Below are 21,575 nucleotides of genomic sequence, written 5' to 3'. Positions count from 1 at the left end.
ATGCTGACCCCTAATCTGCCGCCATGGCCCATGTCTCATCCGCAGGCTTCCGGAGGCTGCTCCCCCTGCTGTCGCCGTACCGCGGTCAGCTCATCGCCGGCGGAATCTGCATGCTGGTGTACGTGGCCTGCTGGCCCCTGCTCGCCTGGCTCGCCGGCCGGCTGATCCCCGCCATCGGCTCAGGAGAGCTGCCTGTGGTTCTGCGGGTGATCGCAGGCGCCCTCAGCGTGTTCCTTCTGCAGAAGCTGGCCCAGTTCGGCCAGGACACCCTGCTCGCGGAGCCCTCCCTAATGGTGGGTCAGAGCTTGCGACGCGACCTCTTCCGGCGGCTTCAGACCGTTCGCCTCGGGGCACTGGAGCGCCTCTCCTCCGGAGATCTCACGTACCGCCTCACGGAGGACGCCGATCGGGTGAGCGAGGTGATCTACAAGACCGTTCAGGACACCACGCCCAGCGTGCTGCAGCTGGTCGCCGTCTTCGGTTACATGCTCTGGCTGGACTGGCGTCTGTCCCTGGCGACTCTCGTGCTGGCACCGATGGTGGCGGTTCTGGTGGGTCAGTTCGGAGCCCGCGTCATGGAGGCTGCTGAGCGCAGTCAGCAGCGGGTGAGCCGCCTGGCGGCATTGCTGGGGGAGGCAATCCAGAGCCTGCCGCTTGTGCGGGCGTATGCGGCCGAACCCTGGCTGCAGGCGCGTTTCGAGGATGAGATCGATCGTCACCGCCAGGCGCGATTCACCACGATGCGACTGCTGGCGTTGCAGCATCCCGTTGTGGGGTTCATCGAGGCGGCCGGGATCCTGGCCGTTCTGGCCATCGGCGCGGCCCGCATCCAGAGCGGCGCTCTGGATGGAACCGGCTTCAGCAGTTATGTGGCCGCCCTGTTGATGCTGATCGACCCCATCAGCCACCTCACCAGCAACTTCAACGAGTTTCAGCAGGGTCAGGCGTCGCTCCGGCGCCTGCGGGCGATCGAGGCCGAACCGGTGGATCCACCCGACCGGGCCGATGCCAGGCCGCTGCCGCGCCTGCAGGGAGCGGTGGATCTCGAGGGCGTCTGCTTCGCCTATGACGATCAGGCTCCGGTGCTCCGCCGCATCACGCTCTCGATTCAACCAGGAGAAGTGGTGGCCCTGGTGGGTCCCTCCGGGGCAGGAAAGAGCACCCTGTTTTCCCTGCTGCTTCGCTTCAACACGCCTCAGGAAGGGGTCGTGCGGCTCGATCACCAGGACCTGAGCTCGCTGCGAGCGCGGGACCTGCGCAGGCAGGTGGCGTTGGTGCCCCAGCGCCCCACCGTCCTTTCAGGCACCGTGGACGAAGCGATCCGTTTCGGGCGTGAGGCCAGCCCGGAGCAGGTGCATACAGCGGCCCGACTGGCCAATGCGGATGGCTTCATCCGGGCGCTGCCCAATGGCTACAGCACGGTTCTTGAGGAACGCGGCACCAACCTGTCCGGTGGTCAGTTGCAGCGCATCGCCATCGCTCGTGCCGTGCTGGGTGACCCAGCCCTGCTGTTGCTGGATGAGGCCACCAGTGCTCTGGATGCGGAAGCGGAAGAGGCCGTGCAGGATGGTCTGCATCAGGCCATGCGCGGTCGCACGGTGCTGGTGATCGCCCACCGTCTCTCCACGGTGCAAGGCGCCGATCGCATCGTTGTGCTTGAGCAGGGTCGCGTGATCGAGCAGGGCAGCCATGATGACCTGATGTCCCGTGGTGGCCGGTATCGCGACCTCTGCAACCGCCAGCTGATCCGCGCGGCCTCCTGATGGCGTCGTTGCCTCCGCCACCCCCGCGCTTCATCTCTCATGGCAGATCCTGACTCCTCAACACCTGCTGGTCGGCCGTCGACTGACGCGTCGTCGGACGCCGTGGAGGGTGCTCCTGAACGCAAACGTTGGGAATACCGAGTCATCCATATCAACATCAACACCAATGCCGGCAAACCCACACCGGGTGATGCCAGCCGCCACATGCATGGCGCATTGAGTCCGGAGTTTCTGCAGCGGGAGTTTCCCGATCTGTACGCGAAGAAGAAGGCCGCCCCGCATCCTGCTGAGCAGCTTCAGGTGTTCCTTAATTCTCTGGGCGCCAAGGGTTGGGAGATGGTCGAAGCAGCCCAGGTGGGCGCTCTGCTGATGTTCTTCTTCAAGCGGGAGCAGCTGGATGCCTCCGAAGCGAGAGCGGCCGGAAGCAGCGATCGCGGCGCTGCTGCAACCACTCCCACGCCAGCACCGGCTTCAGCACCTGCACCTGCGGACAGCCCGCCAGACCCCAGTTAATCTGACACGGCTTCCGGTACCTCCATGACCAGCTCCGATTCCTCGACCCCGCCCGTGCTCACCTTCGAGGGTAAACGGTACGACCTCAATTCTCTGCCGGATGAAGTGAAGCAACTCGTCCGCGGCATGCAGGTGGCCGATGCTCAGCTCCGCATGCACGAAGACACGATCAAGGTTCTTGCCGTTGGACGTCAATCATTGGCGGCCCAGCTGAACGCCAAGCTCCAGGACATTGCTCCTCTGCCCGAGGACGGCTGAGCCTCAATCCCCGATCGAGCCGCTGGCCACCCGGGTGCGTCGACTGAGTCCGACGCCGGGACTGGGCCAGCGCGACCCACTGGATCAACGCAGCCAGGCTGGCTGGTCCCCTGGTGACACACCCGTCAAATTGGTGCAGCTTTCAGGGAGCTCTCAGACTGCTCAGATCCCTTCCCCTGCAACGTCTTTCCTCGCTGGATGCCGCCCAATGGATGCGACCCCGGGGATTGCTGTGATTCGGCAGGCGTTGTTCGCCTGATGCCAGCCTGAATCAGGGACATAGTACGTACATGGCAGACCCTGGCTTGCTGCCAGGACCCTGTTCGTACTGCCCGGTTTCTGAGTCATGGCTTCCTCCAACCCCGCTGATTTCCTGCAGCAAGGCCTGGATCCCGAGCTCGAGGCCGAGCACAACGAGGAGCTCCGGAAGGAAGGCCAACAGGGAGTGTCCGTGCCGGAGCACCAGAGCGCGGGTTCGCTGGACAACCCCGAGGGAGCCACTCCCCCCACCCCGGTGACTCCCGACAGCTTCGTTGAGGAAACGGAGATTCCCTCGCCGGGTCAGGTCGGCGCCACCACCCCCGTCACCACGCCCACCGGCGGCAACCCCGAAGTCACCGAGGCAGGCGGTGGCACGGGGGGACTGCTGGGCGAGGCGCCCGTTGATCAGCCGCTTCAGGATCAACCGGTGCTGGCGGACGAGCTGGGTGCTCCGGATGGCGATGCTCTCCCAGAGGTGGAGGCGGCCGCTGCGACACCGGAAGCGGAGACGCCACCGGAGCCCGAACCTCCTGCAGAGCCCGAGGCGGTCACGCCGGAGCCCACGCCGGCCCCGGAGGCGGAGGCACCGGAAACCATCATCCCGCTGCCTCCGGCACCTGAGTTCCCCGGGATCACACCACCGCCTCCCACCACTCCGACCCCGCCTCCCACCACAACAACCCCAACCCCACCCCCGATCACCACCCCTCAGGTGGGAATCGACAAGTCGGTTGTTTCGGTGATCCGCGCTGACGGAACCGTGGTCGATGACGGCTCTGTGACCGGTGCTGGTGATCAGATCGAGTATCTGATCACCGTCACGAACGACGGCGACACTGCTCTCACCAACGTGGTGGTGAACGATCCACTGCTGGGTGATCTCGGTGCGCCGGATGGCGACACCAACAGCAATGGGGTGCTTGACATCGGCGAAACCTGGACCTTCAGCGGCACCTACACCGTCACGCAGGAGGACATCGACAGCGACGGCACTCTCGAGCCCAACGACCTTCTCGCGGGTTTCCTTGAGAACGTGGCGACCGTCGTCACCGATCAGACGCCGGATCCGGAGACCGACGAGGCCAATGTCCCTGTCGAACAGAACCCGGATCTCGCCATCGCGAAGGTGGCTACCGCCATCGATGGCGTGGCCATTCCCGATGGCCAGGACGGTGTGGTCACGGCTGCGGATCAGGTGATCAGCTACACGATCACTGTGACCAATGAGGGCAACCAAACCCTGACCGATGTCGTGGTGACGGATCCGCTGACGGGTCTCAACCAGACCATCGCCAGCTTGGCTCCTGGTGCAAGTCAGAGCTTTGAAACTGAATACACAGTCCAGCAGGCTGATATCGACAGCGCTGGAGGTGGCGACTTCGACATCGACAACGTTGCTGCGGCATCCTCTGAGCAGACTCCTGACCCCGAGCAGGCCGGTGAAGAGGTTCCCCTGCTGCTCACGGACGATGAGACGGCCGAGGTTGAGGAAGAGGCCCTTCCCTCCGGATCCAACCCCACAAGTCTCGGTGATGTCGCCACAGGAACGCTTGTGGCTGGGAGCCCCACCGATGTCGACTTCTCCAGCAATGACCCCAACAGCACATCGTCAAACGGTGTCACCACTGTGCCGGGCACCTATGGCACGCTTGAGATCAATGAGGAAACCGGTGAATACACTTACACGCTGACCTCTCCGGTTTCTGATGCACCCGGTCAACCGGGCCAGAACGTCGTCCCGGATGCGGAGCAGTTTGAGGTTGTGGTGACCGATGAGAACGGGAACACCACCACCACCACACTCTCGATTGACGTCGTTGACGACGTGCCCACGGCACGCGCCGATCTGAACTCCGTGGGCGAGGGTGCTGTCGTCACCGGCAATGTTGTGGGTGGGGACACGGCCTCGCCTGGGGATGCGGCCGATGAGTTTGGTGCCGATGGGCCGGTGAGCACCTCCCCGGCAGGCGGTGTTGTGGCCGTTGGCAGTGCAACGTCGGAGCTCTCCTCAGCTAATGTCGGTAATCAGATTCAAGGTGAGTACGGCACACTCACTCTCAATGCCGACGGTAGTTACACCTACCAGTCGAACCCCAACACCATCACGGATGGTGTGCTTGACGTCTTCCAATACACTATTGAGGACGCAGACGGTGATCTGAGCACAACCACGCTCACCATCGACGTCAGTGATAGCGGCATCAGCGCCTTTCCTGAGATTGCCCGGGTTGAAGAAGAGGCTCTCCCGTCCGGCTCCAATGCGTCCTCTCCGGATGAGACGGCACGTGGCACCCTCAAGGCCGATAGCTCGACCGATGTCAGCTTCTCCGTGCCCGGCGGCACATCCAGCAACGGAGTGACCACCGTCGATGGCACCTACGGCACACTTGAACTGGATGAGGAGACAGGAGAGTTCACCTACACACTCACCTCACCTTTCACCGATCCAGTCAACATCCCCGGTCAGAACCTTGTTGTCGAGGCGGATGTTTTCACCTATGTGGTGACGGATGTCAATGGCAACACCACCACTCAGACGCTCTCGATTGACATCGTGGATGACGTCCCACAGGTGAGTGGTGCCACGCCTGGGACTGGCGTGACACTGGACGAGACTGATGCCGGTGAGGCCTTTGCTGATGGTCCGATCAGCGCGAGCAGCACAGATGCGGCCGTGACGGCCACGACTCTGTTCGGAGCCGATGCAGCGGCAGCGGCGAACGCAACGCAGTACAGCCTGGAACTGACCGGTCAGTCGGGTGTGACGCCACTGGAGACCACGACAGGTGAGTCGATTGAGCTGGTTCAGATCAGCGACACGGAATTCGAGGGTCAGTTCGGACCGAATGCCGATGCGGCTTTCAGCGTGTCGATCGACGCTGCGACGGGCGTGCTGACTGTGGAGCAGGGCGTGGCTTTGAACCACCCCGATCCCAGCGATCCGGATGATGCAGTGGATCTGGATGGTCTGTTGAGCGCGCGGATCACGATCACCGATGGAGATGGTGATCAGGCCAGTCAGGCGGTGGACATCGGCGGTGAGGTGATCTTCAAGGACGATGGCCCGAGCATCGAGCTGGGCGACGATGCGATTCCGTCCCTGACCACGGACGACAGCGACATCACCGACACCGATGGTCCGACCAGCTTCGAGGGTGTGTTTGATACCAGCTTCGGCGCGGATGACTTCAAGGACAGTGATGGCGACGGTGAGGAGGATGCGGATGCGATCAGCTACGAGCTGGGCATCAGTGGTGCGGATGCCCTGAGTGGACTGACGGACACGCTGACCGATGAGGCCGTTGTGCTGAATCTGGTCAACGGCGACGTGGTGGGCACCACGGAGACGAGCGGTGAGGTGGTGTTCAGCATCACCGTCGATCCGGAGAACGGCGAGGTGTCTCTGACCCAGAACCGCGCGGTGGTGCATCCCGATACGACGGATCCTGATGATTCGACTGGCCTGGCGTCAGCGGACCTGGTCACGCTGACGGCGACGATCACTGATGCCGATGGGGATAGCGACAGTGAAACGGTTGAGATCGGCGAGGCCTTCAGTTTCCGGGATGACGGTCCGGAGGTGAGTGGTGCAACGCCCGGGACTGGCGTGACACTGGACGAGACTGATGCCGGTGAGGCCTTTGCTGATGGTCCGATCAGCGCGAGCAGCACAGATGCGGCCGTGACGGCCACGACTCTGTTCGGAGCCGATGCAGCGGCAGCGGCGAACGCAACGCAGTACAGCCTGGAACTGACCGGTCAGTCGGGTGCGACGCCACTGGAGACCACGACAGGTGAGTCGATTGAGCTGGTTCAGATCAGCGACACGGAATTCGAGGGTCAGTTCGGACCGAATGCCGATGCGGCTTTCAGCGTGTCGATCGACGCTGCGACGGGCGTGCTGACTGTGGAGCAGGGCGTGGCTTTGAACCACCCCGATCCCAGCGATCCGGATGATGCAGTGGATCTGGATGGTCTGTTGAGCGCGCGGATCACGATCACCGATGGAGATGGTGATCAGGCCAGTCAGGCGGTGGACATCGGCGGTGAGGTGATCTTCAAGGACGATGGCCCGAGCATCGAGCTGAGCAATGCTGCGATTCCGTCCCTGACCACGGACGACAGCGACATTACCGACACCGATGGTCCGACCAGCTTCGAAGGCCTGTTCGCCAATCCGGATTTTGGCGCGGATGACTTCAAGGACAGTGATGGCGACGGTGAGGAGGATGCGGATGCGATCAGCTACGAGCTGGGCATCAGTGGTGCGGATGCCCTGAGTGGACTGACGGACACGCTGACCGATGAGGCCGTTGTGCTGAATCTGGTCAACGGCGACGTGGTGGGCACCACGGAGACGAGCGGTGAGGTGGTGTTCAGCATCACCGTCGATCCGGAGAACGGCGAGGTGTCTCTGACCCAGAACCGCGCGGTGGTGCATCCCGATACGACGGATCCTGATGATTCGACTGGCCTGGCGTCAGCGGACCTGGTCACGCTGACGGCGACGATCACTGATGCCGATGGGGATAGCGACAGTGAAACGGTTGAGATCGGCGAGGCCTTCAGTTTCCGGGATGATGGCCCCTCGATCGCCGACGCTGGTGCGCTGGATGATTCGGCCACGCTCGATGAATCACCACTCCCGACTGCCGGCGATGGCATCTATGTGGCGACCCTGGATCTGTCTGATGTCTTCGGTGCTGAGGACTTCGGCAATGACCAGCCTGGCGAGATCGACTATGCCGTGAGTGTTCAGGGGGATGCTGCAGCCTCAGGGTTGTTCGTTGTTGATGCCACTGAGCCCAATGGCAAAGGTGCGGCCATCAATCTCGTTGATAACGGCGATGGAACTGTCTCTGGTCTTGTTTCAGGTACCGGGCAGACTGTGTTTGAACTTTCCGTCGATGCCACCGGTCAGGTCAGCTTTGCCTACAGCGATCAGGTCAACCCGCAGAACATCTGGCATTCCGATGCAACGGATGCTGACGATGAAGAGGCTCTTCAGACATCCGGTGAGAACATTCTCATCGTTACCAAGACCGTGACCGATGCTGATGGCGACTCAGTTGATCAGTCCATTGACATCGGCCAATCCGCCCTTCGGATCGGTGATGACGGCCCTTCCATCGCGGATGCCAGCACGCTCCAGCTCACGGCAGCTCTTGATGAGTCTCCGCTGACAGAGGGTGGTGCTTATGAGGCCACACTCGATCTCTCCACCACCTTCGGCGCAGAAGACTACGGGACCGATGCTGCGGGCCAGACGCTCTACAGCGTCAGCGTTCAAGGAGGAACAGCTCCTTCGGGTCTGTTTGTTCTGGATGAGTCCGTCCCCGGTGGTCAAGGGGCTTCGATTGACCTCGTGGACAACGGTGACGGCACGGTCTCTGGGGTCGTGGCCGGATCTGGTGAGCAAGTCTTCGACATCACTGTGGATGATGCCGGTGAGGTGACCTTCGCTTACAGCGATCAGTCGAACCCCCAGAACATCTGGCACGGCGATGCCACAGATCCTGATGACGATGAGGCCATCCAGACTACTGGAGATAATGTGTTGATCGTCACCAAGACGGTGATTGATGCTGATGGCGACAGTGCTGATCAAAGCGTCGACATCGGCCAATCCGCTCTCCTGATTGGCGACGACGGTCCTGAAGCGAAGCTTGCTGAACTGCCGAGCGATCCGGGCGAGCTGGAGTCATTCCTGGAGGGAGTGCAGCTGACGGTGGATGAGAGCGCCGGAGCGCAGGCCGATCCGAAGGACAACGTTGCGGATCGGATTTCGGAAGCGGATCTGACGGCGTATTTCAACAGCGATCTGGATCAGACGACGCCTGAGGGTTCAGATGACGTGGACTTCGGGACGGATGGTCCTGGGTCTGTGGAGTACAGCCTGACGCTGACTGGAACGAGCGGAACGCTGGCGGATGGAATCGAGGTGGGTTCGGGCCTGTATGCGCTGAATGCGGTGGAAGGCGATGTGAGCCGCGGGGAAGAGATCCAGGTGGTGAGTGACGCCGGAGTGATCAAGGGCGTGATCGGCGATGAGGTGTATTTCACGATCAGCAATGCTGACGGGACGGTGCGCCTGGAGCAGACGGAGAACAACATCTGGCATCCGGTTGCTGGCGACGACAGCGCCGGTGAACACGATGATGTGGTGTCGCTGGACGGAGAAGGAGGCGACGGAGAAGGCGGAAAGACGTTCGGGATCGTGTTCACGCAGACGGTGACGGATCAGGACGGCGACACGTCTGAGGTGAGCGTGGATCTGACGCAGAACCTGGATCCGCAGTCGGAGACGGGTGAGTTCACGTTCAACTTCAACGACGACGGTCCTGAAGCGAAGCTTGCTGAACTGCCGAGCGATCCGGGCGAGCTGGAGTCATTCCTGGAGGGAGTGCAGCTGACGGTGGATGAGAGCGCCGGAGCGCAGGCCGATCCGAAGGACAACGTTGCGGATCGGATTTCGGAAGCGGATCTGACGGCGTATTTCAACAGCGATCTGGATCAGACGACGCCTGAGGGTTCAGATGACGTGGACTTCGGGACGGATGGTCCTGGGTCTGTGGAGTACAGCCTGACGCTGACTGGAGCGAGCGGAACGCTGGCGGATGGAATCGAGGTGGGTTCGGGCCTGTATGCGCTGAATGCGGTGGAAGGCGATGTGAGCCGCGGGGAAGAGATCCAGGTGGTGAGTGACGCCGGAGTGATCAAGGGCGTGATCGGCGATGAGGTGTATTTCACGATCAGCAATGCTGACGGGACGGTGCGCCTGGAGCAGACGGAGAACAACATCTGGCATCCGGTTGCTGGCGACGACAGCGCCGGTGAACACGATGATGTGGTGTCGCTGGACGGAGAAGGAGGCGACGGAGAAGGCGGAAAGACGTTCGGGATCGTGTTCACGCAGACGGTGACGGATCAGGACGGCGACACGTCTGAGGTGAGCGTGGATCTGACGCAGAACCTGGATCCGCAGTCGGAGACGGGTGAGTTCACGTTCAACTTCAACGACGACGGTCCTGAAGCGAAGCTTGCTGAACTGCCGAGCGATCCGGGCGAGCTGGAGTCATTCCTGGAGGGAGTGCAGCTGACGGTGGATGAGAGCGCCGGAGCGCAGGCCGATCCGAAGGACAACGTTGCGGATCGGATTTCGGAAGCGGATCTGACGGCGTATTTCAACAGCGATCTGGATCAGACGACGCCTGAGGGTTCAGATGACGTGGACTTCGGGACGGATGGTCCTGGGTCTGTGGAGTACAGCCTGACGCTGACTGGAACGAGCGGAACGCTGGCGGATGGAATCGAGGTGGGTTCGGGCCTGTATGCGCTGAATGCGGTGGAAGGCGATGTGAGCCGCGGGGAAGAGATCCAGGTGGTGAGTGACGCCGGAGTGATCAAGGGCGTGATCGGCGATGAGGTGTATTTCACGATCAGCAATGCTGACGGGACGGTGCGCCTGGAGCAGACGGAGAACAACATCTGGCATCCGGTTGCTGGCGACGACAGCGCCGGTGAACACGATGATGTGGTGTCGCTGGACGGAGAAGGAGGCGACGGAGAAGGCGGAAAGACGTTCGGGATCGTGTTCACGCAGACGGTGACGGATCAGGACGGCGACACGTCTGAGGTGAGCGTGGATCTGACGCAGAACCTGGATCCGCAGTCGGAGACGGGTGAGTTCACGTTCAACTTCAACGACGACGGTCCTGAAGCGAAGCTTGCTGAACTGCCGAGCGATCCGGGCGAGCTGGAGTCATTCCTGGAGGGAGTGCAGCTGACGGTGGATGAGAGCGCCGGAGCGCAGGCCGATCCGAAGGACAACGTTGCGGATCGGATTTCGGAAGCGGATCTGACGGCGTATTTCAACAGCGATCTGGATCAGACGACGCCTGAGGGTTCAGATGACGTGGACTTCGGGACGGATGGTCCTGGGTCTGTGGAGTACAGCCTGACGCTGACTGGAACGAGCGGAACGCTGGCGGATGGAATCGAGGTGGGTTCGGGCCTGTATGCGCTGAATGCGGTGGAAGGCGATGTGAGCCGCGGGGAAGAGATCCAGGTGGTGAGTGACGCCGGAGTGATCAAGGGCGTGATCGGCGATGAGGTGTATTTCACGATCAGCAATGCTGACGGGACGGTGCGCCTGGAGCAGACGGAGAACAACATCTGGCATCCGGTTGCTGGCGACGACAGCGCCGGTGAACACGATGATGTGGTGTCGCTGGACGGAGAAGGAGGCGACGGAGAAGGCGGAAAGACGTTCGGGATCGTGTTCACGCAGACGGTGACGGATCAGGACGGCGACACGTCTGAGGTGAGCGTGGATCTGACGCAGAACCTGGATCCGCAGTCGGAGACGGGTGAGTTCACGTTCAACTTCAACGACGACGGTCCTGAAGCGAAGCTTGCTGAACTGCCGAGCGATCCGGGCGAGCTGGAGTCATTCCTGGAGGGAGTGCAGCTGACGGTGGATGAGAGCGCCGGAGCGCAGGCCGATCCGAAGGACAACGTTGCGGATCGGATTTCGGAAGCGGATCTGACGGCGTATTTCAACAGCGATCTGGATCAGACGACGCCTGAGGGTTCAGATGACGTGGACTTCGGGACGGATGGTCCTGGGTCTGTGGAGTACAGCCTGACGCTGACTGGAGCGAGCGGAACGCTGGCGGATGGAATCGAGGTGGGTTCGGGCCTGTATGCGCTGAATGCGGTGGAAGGCGATGTGAGCCGCGGGGAAGAGATCCAGGTGGTGAGTGACGCCGGAGTGATCAAGGGCGTGATCGGCGATGAGGTGTATTTCACGATCAGCAATGCTGACGGGACGGTGCGCCTGGAGCAGACGGAGAACAACATCTGGCATCCGGTTGCTGGCGACGACAGCGCCGGTGAACACGATGATGTGGTGTCGCTGGACGGAGAAGGAGGCGACGGAGAAGGCGGAAAGACGTTCGGGATCGTGTTCACGCAGACGGTGACGGATCAGGACGGCGACACGTCTGAGGTGAGCGTGGATCTGACGCAGAACCTGGATCCGCAGTCGGAGACGGGTGAGTTCACGTTCAACTTCAACGACGACGGTCCTGAAGCGAAGCTTGCTGAACTGCCGAGCGATCCGGGCGAGCTGGAGTCATTCCTGGAGGGAGTGCAGCTGACGGTGGATGAGAGCGCCGGAGCGCAGGCCGATCCGAAGGACAACGTTGCGGATCGGATTTCGGAAGCGGATCTGACGGCGTATTTCAACAGCGATCTGGATCAGACGACGCCTGAGGGTTCAGATGACGTGGACTTCGGGACGGATGGTCCTGGGTCTGTGGAGTACAGCCTGACGCTGACTGGAGCGAGCGGAACGCTGGCGGATGGAATCGAGGTGGGTTCGGGCCTGTATGCGCTGAATGCGGTGGAAGGCGATGTGAGCCGCGGGGAAGAGATCCAGGTGGTGAGTGACGCCGGAGTGATCAAGGGCGTGATCGGCGATGAGGTGTATTTCACGATCAGCAATGCTGACGGGACGGTGCGCCTGGAGCAGACGGAGAACAACATCTGGCATCCGGTTGCTGGCGACGACAGCGCCGGTGAACACGATGATGTGGTGTCGCTGGACGGAGAAGGAGGCGACGGAGAAGGCGGAAAGACGTTCGGGATCGTGTTCACGCAGACGGTGACGGATCAGGACGGCGACACGTCTGAGGTGAGCGTGGATCTGACGCAGAACCTGGATCCGCAGTCGGAGACGGGTGAGTTCACGTTCAACTTCAACGACGACGGTCCTGAAGCGAAGCTTGCTGAACTGCCGAGCGATCCGGGCGAGCTGGAGTCATTCCTGGAGGGAGTGCAGCTGACGGTGGATGAGAGCGCCGGAGCGCAGGCCGATCCGAAGGACAACGTTGCGGATCGGATTTCGGAAGCGGATCTGACGGCGTATTTCAACAGCGATCTGGATCAGACGACGCCTGAGGGTTCAGATGACGTGGACTTCGGGACGGATGGTCCTGGGTCTGTGGAGTACAGCCTGACGCTGACTGGAACGAGCGGAACGCTGGCGGATGGAATCGAGGTGGGTTCGGGCCTGTATGCGCTGAATGCGGTGGAAGGCGATGTGAGCCGCGGGGAAGAGATCCAGGTGGTGAGTGACGCCGGAGTGATCAAGGGCGTGATCGGCGATGAGGTGTATTTCACGATCAGCAATGCTGACGGGACGGTGCGCCTGGAGCAGACGGAGAACAACATCTGGCATCCGGTTGCTGGCGACGACAGCGCCGGTGAACACGATGATGTGGTGTCGCTGGACGGAGAAGGAGGCGACGGAGAAGGCGGAAAGACGTTCGGGATCGTGTTCACGCAGACGGTGACGGATCAGGACGGCGACACGTCTGAGGTGAGCGTGGATCTGACGCAGAACCTGGATCCGCAGTCGGAGACGGGTGAGTTCACGTTCAACTTCAACGACGACGGTCCCTCTGTTGAGATCGGCGATATCGACATCAGCGGACTTGGAGTGACGACGTCGGATGCGGCGGCGGAACCCGGTACCGGCAACTTCCCGGGAGGCTTCCCGGCGAGCGACAGCTCGGATTACGAGTTGGCGTTCGAGAACGCGGTGACGCCGGACTACGGAACAGATGGCCCTGCTCAACTGGACGCGGATGATTTCGAGCTGAGCCTGACGGGCACGCCGAATGCGTCTGGTCTGATCGATTCGGGTCTGACGGAGGAGGGAAGTCCAGATGCGCCGATCTATCTGTTCGTGAGTGCGGATGGCCAGACGGTGTATGGCTCGACGGATGCGGCGTTTGATGTGTCAGCGCCCGGAGCGTCGTCGTTCACGGTTGAGGTGACGGACAGCGACAAGGGGACGGTGACGCTGACGCAGAACGCAGCGTTGACGCACGATCGTGTGGATACGGATCCGAGTGATCCGAATGCGGTGTTCCCGAGCGACCAGGTGGATCTGGCCGGTCAGGTGGCGCTGTCCGCGACGGTGACGATCACCGACAGCGACGGCGATGTGGTGACGGAGGACCTGACGACGCAGATCGGCGGGAACCTGAAGTTTGCCGATGACGGTCCTGCGGTGGATGACGTTGCTGCGATCGACATCAGCGATCTGGGTGTGACGACATCGGATGCGGCGGCGGATGCCGGCAACTTCGATGGTGGCTTCCCGGCGAGCGACAGCTCGGATTACGAGGTGGCGTTCGAGGACGCTGTGATCGAGAGCTATGGAGCGGATGACGATGCTGGAGCGAGCAAGGATGCGGATGATTTCGAGCTGAGCCTGACGGGCACGCCGAATGCGTCTGGTCTGATCGATTCGGGTCTGACGGAGGAGGGAAGTCCAGATGCGCCGATCTATCTGTTCGTGAGTGCGGATGGCCAGACGGTGTATGGCTCGACGGATGCGGCGTTTGATGTGTCAGCGCCCGGAGCGTCGTCGTTCACGGTTGAGGTGACGGACAGCGACAAGGGGACGGTGACGCTGACGCAGAACGCAGCGTTGACGCACGATCGTGTGGATACGGATCCGAGTGATCCGAATGCGGTGTTCCCGAGCGACCAGGTGGATCTGGCCGGTCAGGTGGCGCTGTCCGCGACGGTGACGATCACCGACAGCGACGGCGATGTGGTGACGGAGGACCTGACGACGCAGATCGGCGGGAACCTGAAGTTTGCCGATGACGGTCCTGCGGTGGATGACGTTGCTGCGATCGACATCAGCGATCTGGGTGTGACGACATCGGATGCGGCGGCGGATGCCGGCAACTTCGATGGTGGCTTCCCGGCGAGCGACAGCTCGGATTACGAGGTGGCGTTCGAGGACGCTGTGATCGAGAGCTATGGAGCGGATGACGATGCTGGAGCGAGCAAGGATGCGGATGATTTCGAGCTGAGCCTGACGGGCACGCCGAATGCGTCTGGTCTGATCGATTCGGGTCTGACGGAGGAGGGAAGTCCAGATGCGCCGATCTATCTGTTCGTGAGTGCGGATGGCCAGACGGTGTATGGCTCGACGGATGCGGCGTTTGATGTGTCAGCGCCCGGAGCGTCGTCGTTCACGGTTGAGGTGACGGACAGCGACAAGGGGACGGTGACGCTGACGCAGAACGCAGCGTTGACGCACGATCGTGTGGATACGGATCCGAGTGATCCGAATGCGGTGTTCCCGAGCGACCAGGTGGATCTGGCCGGTCAGGTGGCGCTGTCCGCGACGGTGACGATCACCGACAGCGACGGCGATGTGGTGACGGAGGACCTGACGACGCAGATCGGCGGGAACCTGAAGTTTGCCGATGACGGTCCTGCGGTGGATGACGTTGCTGCGATCGACATCAGCGATCTGGGTGTGACGACATCGGATGCGGCGGCGGATGCCGGCAACTTCGATGGTGGCTTCCCGGCGAGCGACAGCTCGGATTACGAGGTGGCGTTCGAGGACGCTGTGATCGAGAGCTATGGAGCGGATGACGATGCTGGAGCGAGCAAGGATGCGGATGATTTCGAGCTGAGCCTGACGGGCACGCCGAATGCGTCTGGTCTGATCGATTCGGGTCTGACGGAGGAGGGAAGTCCAGATGCGCCGATCTATCTGTTCGTGAGTGCGGATGGCCAGACGGTGTATGGCTCGACGGATGCGGCGTTTGATGTGTCAGCGCCCGGAGCGTCGTCGTTCACGGTTGAGGTGACGGACAGCGACAAGGGGACGGTGACGCTGACGCAGAACGCAGCGTTGACGCACGATCGTGTGGATACGGATCCGAGTGATCCGAATGCGGTGTTCCCGAGCGACCAGGTGGATCTGGCCGGTCAGGTGGCGCTGTCCGCGACGGTGACGATCACCGACAGCGACGGCGATGTGGTGACGGAGGACCTGACGACGCAGATCGGCGGGAACCTGAAGTTTGCCGATGACGGTCCTGCGGTGGATGACGTTGCTGCGATCGACATCAGCGATCTGGGTGTGACGACATCGGATGCGGCGGCGGATGCCGGCAACTTCGATGGTGGCTTCCCGGCGAGCGACAGCTCGGATTACGAGGTGGCGTTCGAGGACGCTGTGATCGAGAGCTATGGAGCGGATGACGATGCTGGAGCGAGCAAGGATGCGGATGATTTCGAGCTGAGCCTGACGGGCACGCCGAATGCGTCTGGTCTGATCGATTCGGGTCTGACGGAGGAGGGAAGTCCAGATGCGCCGATCTATCTGTTCGTGAGTGCGGATGGCCAGACGGTGTATGGCTCGACGGATGCGGCGTTTGATGTGTCAGCGCCCGGAGCGTCGTCGTTCACGGTTGAGGTGACGGACAGCGACAAGGGGACGGTGACGCTGACGCAGAACGCAGCGTTGACGCACGATCGTGTGGATACGGATCCGAGTGATCCGAATGCGGTGTTCCCGAGCGACCAGGTGGATCTGGCCGGTCAGGTGGCGCTGTCCGCGACGGTGACGATCACCGACAGCGACGGCGATGTGGTGACGGAGGACCTGACGACGCAGATCGGCGGGAACCTGAAGTTTGCCGATGACGGTCCTGCGGTGGATGACGTTGCTGCGATCGACATCAGCGATCTGGGTGTGACGACATCGGATGCGGCGGCGGATGCCGGCAACTTCGATGGTGGCTTCCCGGCGAGCGACAGCTCGGATTACGAGGTGGCGTTCGAGGACGCTGTGATCGAGAGCTATGGAGCGGATGACGATGCTGGAGCGAGCAAGGATGCGGATGATTTCGAGCTGAGCCTGACGGGCACGCCGAATGCGTCTGGTCTGATCGATTCGGGTCTGACGGAGGAGGGAAGTCCAGATGCGCCGATCTATCTGTTCGTGAGTGCGGATGGCCAGACGGTGTATGGCTCGACGGATGCGGCGTTTGATGTGTCAGCGCCCGGAGCGTCGTCGTTCACGGTTGAGGTGACGGACAGCGACAAGGGGACGGTGACGCTGACGCAGAACGCAGCGTTGACGCACGATCGTGTGGATACGGATCCGAGTGATCCGAATGCGGTGTTCCCGAGCGACCAGGTGGATCTGGCCGGTCAGGTGGCGCTGTCCGCGACGGTGACGATCACCGACAGCGACGGCGATGTGGTGACGGAGGACCTGACGACGCAGATCGGCGGGAACCTGAAGTTTGCCGATGACGGTCCTGCGGTGGATGACGTTGCTGCGATCGACATCAGCGATCTGGGTGTGACGACATCGGATGCGGCGGCGGATGCCGGCAACTTCGATGGTGGCTTCCCGGCGAGCGACAGCTCGGATTACGAGGTGGCGTTCGAGGACGCTGTGATCGAGAGCTATGGAGCGGATGACGATGCTGGAGCGAGCAAGGATGCGGATGATTTCGAGCTGAGCCTGACGGGCACGCCGAATGCGTCTGGTCTGATCGATTCGGGTCTGACGGAGGAGGGAAGTCCAGATGCGCCGATCTATCTGTTCGTGAGTGCGGATGGCCAGACGGTGTATGGCTCGACGGATGCGGCGTTTGATGTGTCAGCGCCCGGAGCGTCGTCGTTCACGGTTGAGGTGACGGACAGCGACAAGGGGACGGTGACGCTGACGCAGAACGCAGCGTTGACGCACGATCGTGTGGATACGGATCCGAGTGATCCGAATGCGGTGTTCCCGAGCGACCAGGTGGATCTGGCCGGTCAGGTGGCGCTGTCCGCGACGGTGACGATCACCGACAGCGACGGCGATGTGGTGACGGAGGACCTGACGACGCAGATCGGCGGGAACCTGAAGTTTGCCGATGACGGTCCTGCGGTGGATGACGTTGCTGCGATCGACATCAGCGATCTGGGTGTGACGACATCGGATGCGGCGGCGGATGCCGGCAACTTCGATGGTGGCTTCCCGGCGAGCGACAGCTCGGATTACGAGGTGGCGTTCGAGGACGCTGTGATCGAGAGCTATGGAGCGGATGACGATGCTGGAGCGAGCAAGGATGCGGATGATTTCGAGCTGAGCCTGACGGGCACGCCGAATGCGTCTGGTCTGATCGATTCGGGTCTGACGGAGGAGGGAAGTCCAGATGCGCCGATCTATCTGTTCGTGAGTGCGGATGGCCAGACGGTGTATGGCTCGACGGATGCGGCGTTTGATGTGTCAGCGCCCGGAGCGTCGTCGTTCACGGTTGAGGTGACGGACAGCGACAAGGGGACGGTGACGCTGACGCAGAACGCAGCGTTGACGCACGATCGTGTGGATACGGATCCGAGTGATCCGAATGCGGTGTTCCCGAGCGACCAGGTGGATCTGGCCGGTCAGGTGGCGCTGTCCGCGACGGTGACGATCACCGACAGCGACGGCGATGTGGTGACGGAGGACCTGACGACGCAGATCGGCGGGAACCTGAAGTTTGCCGATGACGGTCCTGCGGTGGATGACGTTGCTGCGATCGACATCAGCGATCTGGGTGTGACGACATCGGATGCGGCGGCGGATGCCGGCAACTTCGATGGTGGCTTCCCGGCGAGCGACAGCTCGGATTACGAGGTGGCGTTCGAGGACGCTGTGATCGAGAGCTATGGAGCGGATGACGATGCTGGAGCGAGCAAGGATGCGGATGATTTCGAGCTGAGCCTGACGGGCACGCCGAATGCGTCTGGTCTGATCGATTCGGGTCTGACGGAGGAGGGAAGTCCAGATGCGCCGATCTATCTGTTCGTGAGTGCGGATGGCCAGACGGTGTATGGCTCGACGGATGCGGCGTTTGATGTGTCAGCGCCCGGAGCGTCGTCGTTCACGGTTGAGGTGACGGACAGCGACAAGGGGACGGTGACGCTGACGCAGAACGCAGCGTTGACGCACGATCGTGTGGATACGGATCCGAGTGATCCGAATGCGGTGTTCCCGAGCGACCAGGTGGATCTGGCCGGTCAGGTGGCGCTGTCCGCGACGGTGACGATCACCGACAGCGACGGCGATGTGGTGACGGAGGACCTGACGACGCAGATCGGCGGGAACCTGAAGTTTGCCGATGACGGTCCTGCGGTGGATGACGTTGCTGCGATCGACATCAGCGATCTGGGTGTGACGACATCGGATGCGGCGGCGGATGCCGGCAACTTCGATGGTGGCTTCCCGGCGAGCGACAGCTCGGATTACGAGGTGGCGTTCGAGGACGCTGTGATCGAGAGCTATGGAGCGGATGACGATGCTGGAGCGAGCAAGGATGCGGATGATTTCGAGCTGAGCCTGACGGGCACGCCGAATGCGTCTGGTCTGATCGATTCGGGTCTGACGGAGGAGGGAAGTCCAGATGCGCCGATCTATCTGTTCGTGAGTGCGGATGGCCAGACGGTGTATGGCTCGACGGATGCGGCGTTTGATGTGTCAGCGCCCGGAGCGTCGTCGTTCACGGTTGAGGTGACGGACAGCGACAAGGGGACGGTGACGCTGACGCAGAACGCAGCGTTGACGCACGATCGTGTGGATACGGATCCGAGTGATCCGAATGCGGTGTTCCCGAGCGACCAGGTGGATCTGGCCGGTCAGGTGGCGCTGTCCGCGACGGTGACGATCACCGACAGCGACGGCGATGTGGTGACGGAGGACCTGACGACGCAGATCGGCGGGAACCTGAAGTTTGCCGATGACGGTCCTGCGGTGGATGACGTTGCTGCGATCGACATCAGCGATCTGGGTGTGACGACATCGGATGCGGCGGCGGATGCCGGCAACTTCGATGGTGGCTTCCCGGCGAGCGACAGCTCGGATTACGAGGTGGCGTTCGAGGACGCTGTGATCGAGAGCTATGGAGCGGATGACGATGCTGGAGCGAGCAAGGATGCGGATGATTTCGAGCTGAGCCTGACGGGCACGCCGAATGCGTCTGGTCTGATCGATTCGGGTCTGACGGAGGAGGGAAGTCCAGATGCGCCGATCTATCTGTTCGTGAGTGCGGATGGCCAGACGGTGTATGGCTCGACGGATGCGGCGTTTGATGTGTCAGCGCCCGGAGCGTCGTCGTTCACGGTTGAGGTGACGGACAGCGACAAGGGGACGGTGACGCTGACGCAGAACGCAGCGTTGACGCACGATCGTGTGGATACGGATCCGAGTGATCCGAATGCGGTGTTCCCGAGCGACCAGGTGGATCTGGCCGGTCAGGTGGCGCTGTCCGCGACGGTGACGATCACCGACAGCGACGGCGATGTGGTGACGGAGGACCTGACGACGCAGATCGGCGGGAACCTGAAGTTTGCCGATGACGGTCCTGCGGTGGATGACGTTGCTGCGATCGACATCAGCGATCTGGGTGTGACGACATCGGATGCGGCGGCGGATGCCGGCAACTTCGATGGTGGCTTCCCGGCGAGCGACAGCTCGGATTACGAGGTGGCGTTCGAGGACGCTGTGATCGAGAGCTATGGAGCGGATGACGATGCTGGAGCGAGCAAGGATGCGGATGATTTCGAGCTGAGCCTGACGGGCACGCCGAATGCGTCTGGTCTGATCGATTCGGGTCTGACGGAGGAGGGAAGTCCAGATGCGCCGATCTATCTGTTCGTGAGTGCGGATGGCCAGACGGTGTATGGCTCGACGGATGCGGCGTTTGATGTGTCAGCGCCCGGAGCGTCGTCGTTCACGGTTGAGGTGACGGACAGCGACAAGGGGACGGTGACGCTGACGCAGAACGCAGCGTTGACGCACGATCGTGTGGATACGGATCCGAGTGATCCGAATGCGGTGTTCCCGAGCGACCAGGTGGATCTGGCCGGTCAGGTGGCGCTGTCCGCGACGGTGACGATCACCGACAGCGACGGCGATGTGGTGACGGAGGACCTGACGACGCAGATCGGCGGGAACCTGAAGTTTGCCGATGACGGTCCTGCGGTGGATGACGTTGCTGCGATCGACATCAGCGATCTGGGTGTGACGACATCGGATGCGGCGGCGGATGCCGGCAACTTCGATGGTGGCTTCCCGGCGAGCGACAGCTCGGATTACGAGGTGGCGTTCGAGGACGCTGTGATCGAGAGCTATGGAGCGGATGACGATGCTGGAGCGAGCAAGGATGCGGATGATTTCGAGCTGAGCCTGACGGGCACGCCGAATGCGTCTGGTCTGATCGATTCGGGTCTGACGGAGGAGGGAAGTCCAGATGCGCCGATCTATCTGTTCGTGAGTGCGGATGGCCAGACGGTGTATGGCTCGACGGATGCGGCGTTTGATGTGTCAGCGCCCGGAGCGTCGTCGTTCACGGTTGAGGTGACGGACAGCGACAAGGGGACGGTGACGCTGACGCAGAACGCAGCGTTGACGCACGATCGTGTGGATACGGATCCGAGTGATCCGAATGCGGTGTTCCCGAGCGACCAGGTGGATCTGGCCGGTCAGGTGGCGCTGTCCGCGACGGTGACGATCACCGACAGCGACGGCGATGTGGTGACGGAGGACCTGACGACGCAGATCGGCGGGAACCTGAAGTTTGCCGATGACGGTCCTGCGGTGGATGACGTTGCTGCGATCGACATCAGCGATCTGGGTGTGACGACATCGGATGCGGCGGCGGATGCCGGCAACTTCGATGGTGGCTTCCCGGCGAGCGACAGCTCGGATTACGAGGTGGCGTTCGAGGACGCTGTGATCGAGAGCTATGGAGCGGATGACGATGCTGGAGCGAGCAAGGATGCGGATGATTTCGAGCTGAGCCTGACGGGCACGCCGAATGCGTCTGGTCTGATCGATTCGGGTCTGACGGAGGAGGGAAGTCCAGATGCGCCGATCTATCTGTTCGTGAGTGCGGATGGCCAGACGGTGTATGGCTC

The 21,575-nt window shown here is 62.0% G+C and carries 4 protein-coding genes (1 of these 4 cut by a window edge); all 4 read left to right on the top strand.

Annotation, left to right across the window (positions count from 1 at the left end; genetic code table 11):
• Positions 1-23 precede the first annotated feature (23 nt).
• Complete coding sequence (locus tag EVJ50_RS06080) at positions 24-1,763, top strand: ABC transporter ATP-binding protein (protein ID WP_150882963.1); 1,740 nt, start codon at positions 24-26, stop codon at positions 1,761-1,763.
• Positions 1,764-1,865: 102 nt separating this feature from the next.
• The gene (locus tag EVJ50_RS06075) at positions 1,866-2,276 is read left to right on the top strand and encodes a hypothetical protein (protein WP_225323112.1); all 411 of its coding nucleotides are present in this window, start codon (positions 1,866-1,868) and stop codon (positions 2,274-2,276) included.
• A gap of 24 nt (positions 2,277-2,300) precedes the next feature.
• Positions 2,301-2,534, top strand: a complete 234-nt coding sequence (locus EVJ50_RS06070; protein ID WP_150882961.1) for a DUF6447 family protein — start codon at positions 2,301-2,303, stop codon at positions 2,532-2,534.
• Between the two features lie 346 nt (positions 2,535-2,880).
• Positions 2,881-21,575, top strand: partial view of a DUF5801 repeats-in-toxin domain-containing protein gene (locus EVJ50_RS06065; protein WP_150882959.1) — the 5' portion only. 15,436 nt of this gene lie beyond the right edge of the window; only the first 18,695 of its 34,131 coding nucleotides appear in the window; it begins with the start codon at positions 2,881-2,883; its stop codon lies beyond the right edge, outside the window.

Source organism: Synechococcus sp. RSCCF101 (assembly GCF_008807075.1).
Classification (GTDB): Bacteria; Cyanobacteriota; Cyanobacteriia; order PCC-6307; family Cyanobiaceae; genus RSCCF101.
This window is presented reverse-complemented; position numbering and strand designations above follow the sequence as displayed.

What these genes read in the sequence shown, in the direction of transcription:
- EVJ50_RS06080 (WP_150882963.1), top strand. Translation starts at nt 24, where the DNA reads ATGGCCCATGTCTCATCCGCAGGCTTCCGGAGGCTGCTCCCCCTGCTG.
- EVJ50_RS06070 (WP_150882961.1), top strand. Translation starts at nt 2,301, where the DNA reads ATGACCAGCTCCGATTCCTCGACCCCGCCCGTGCTCACCTTCGAGGGT.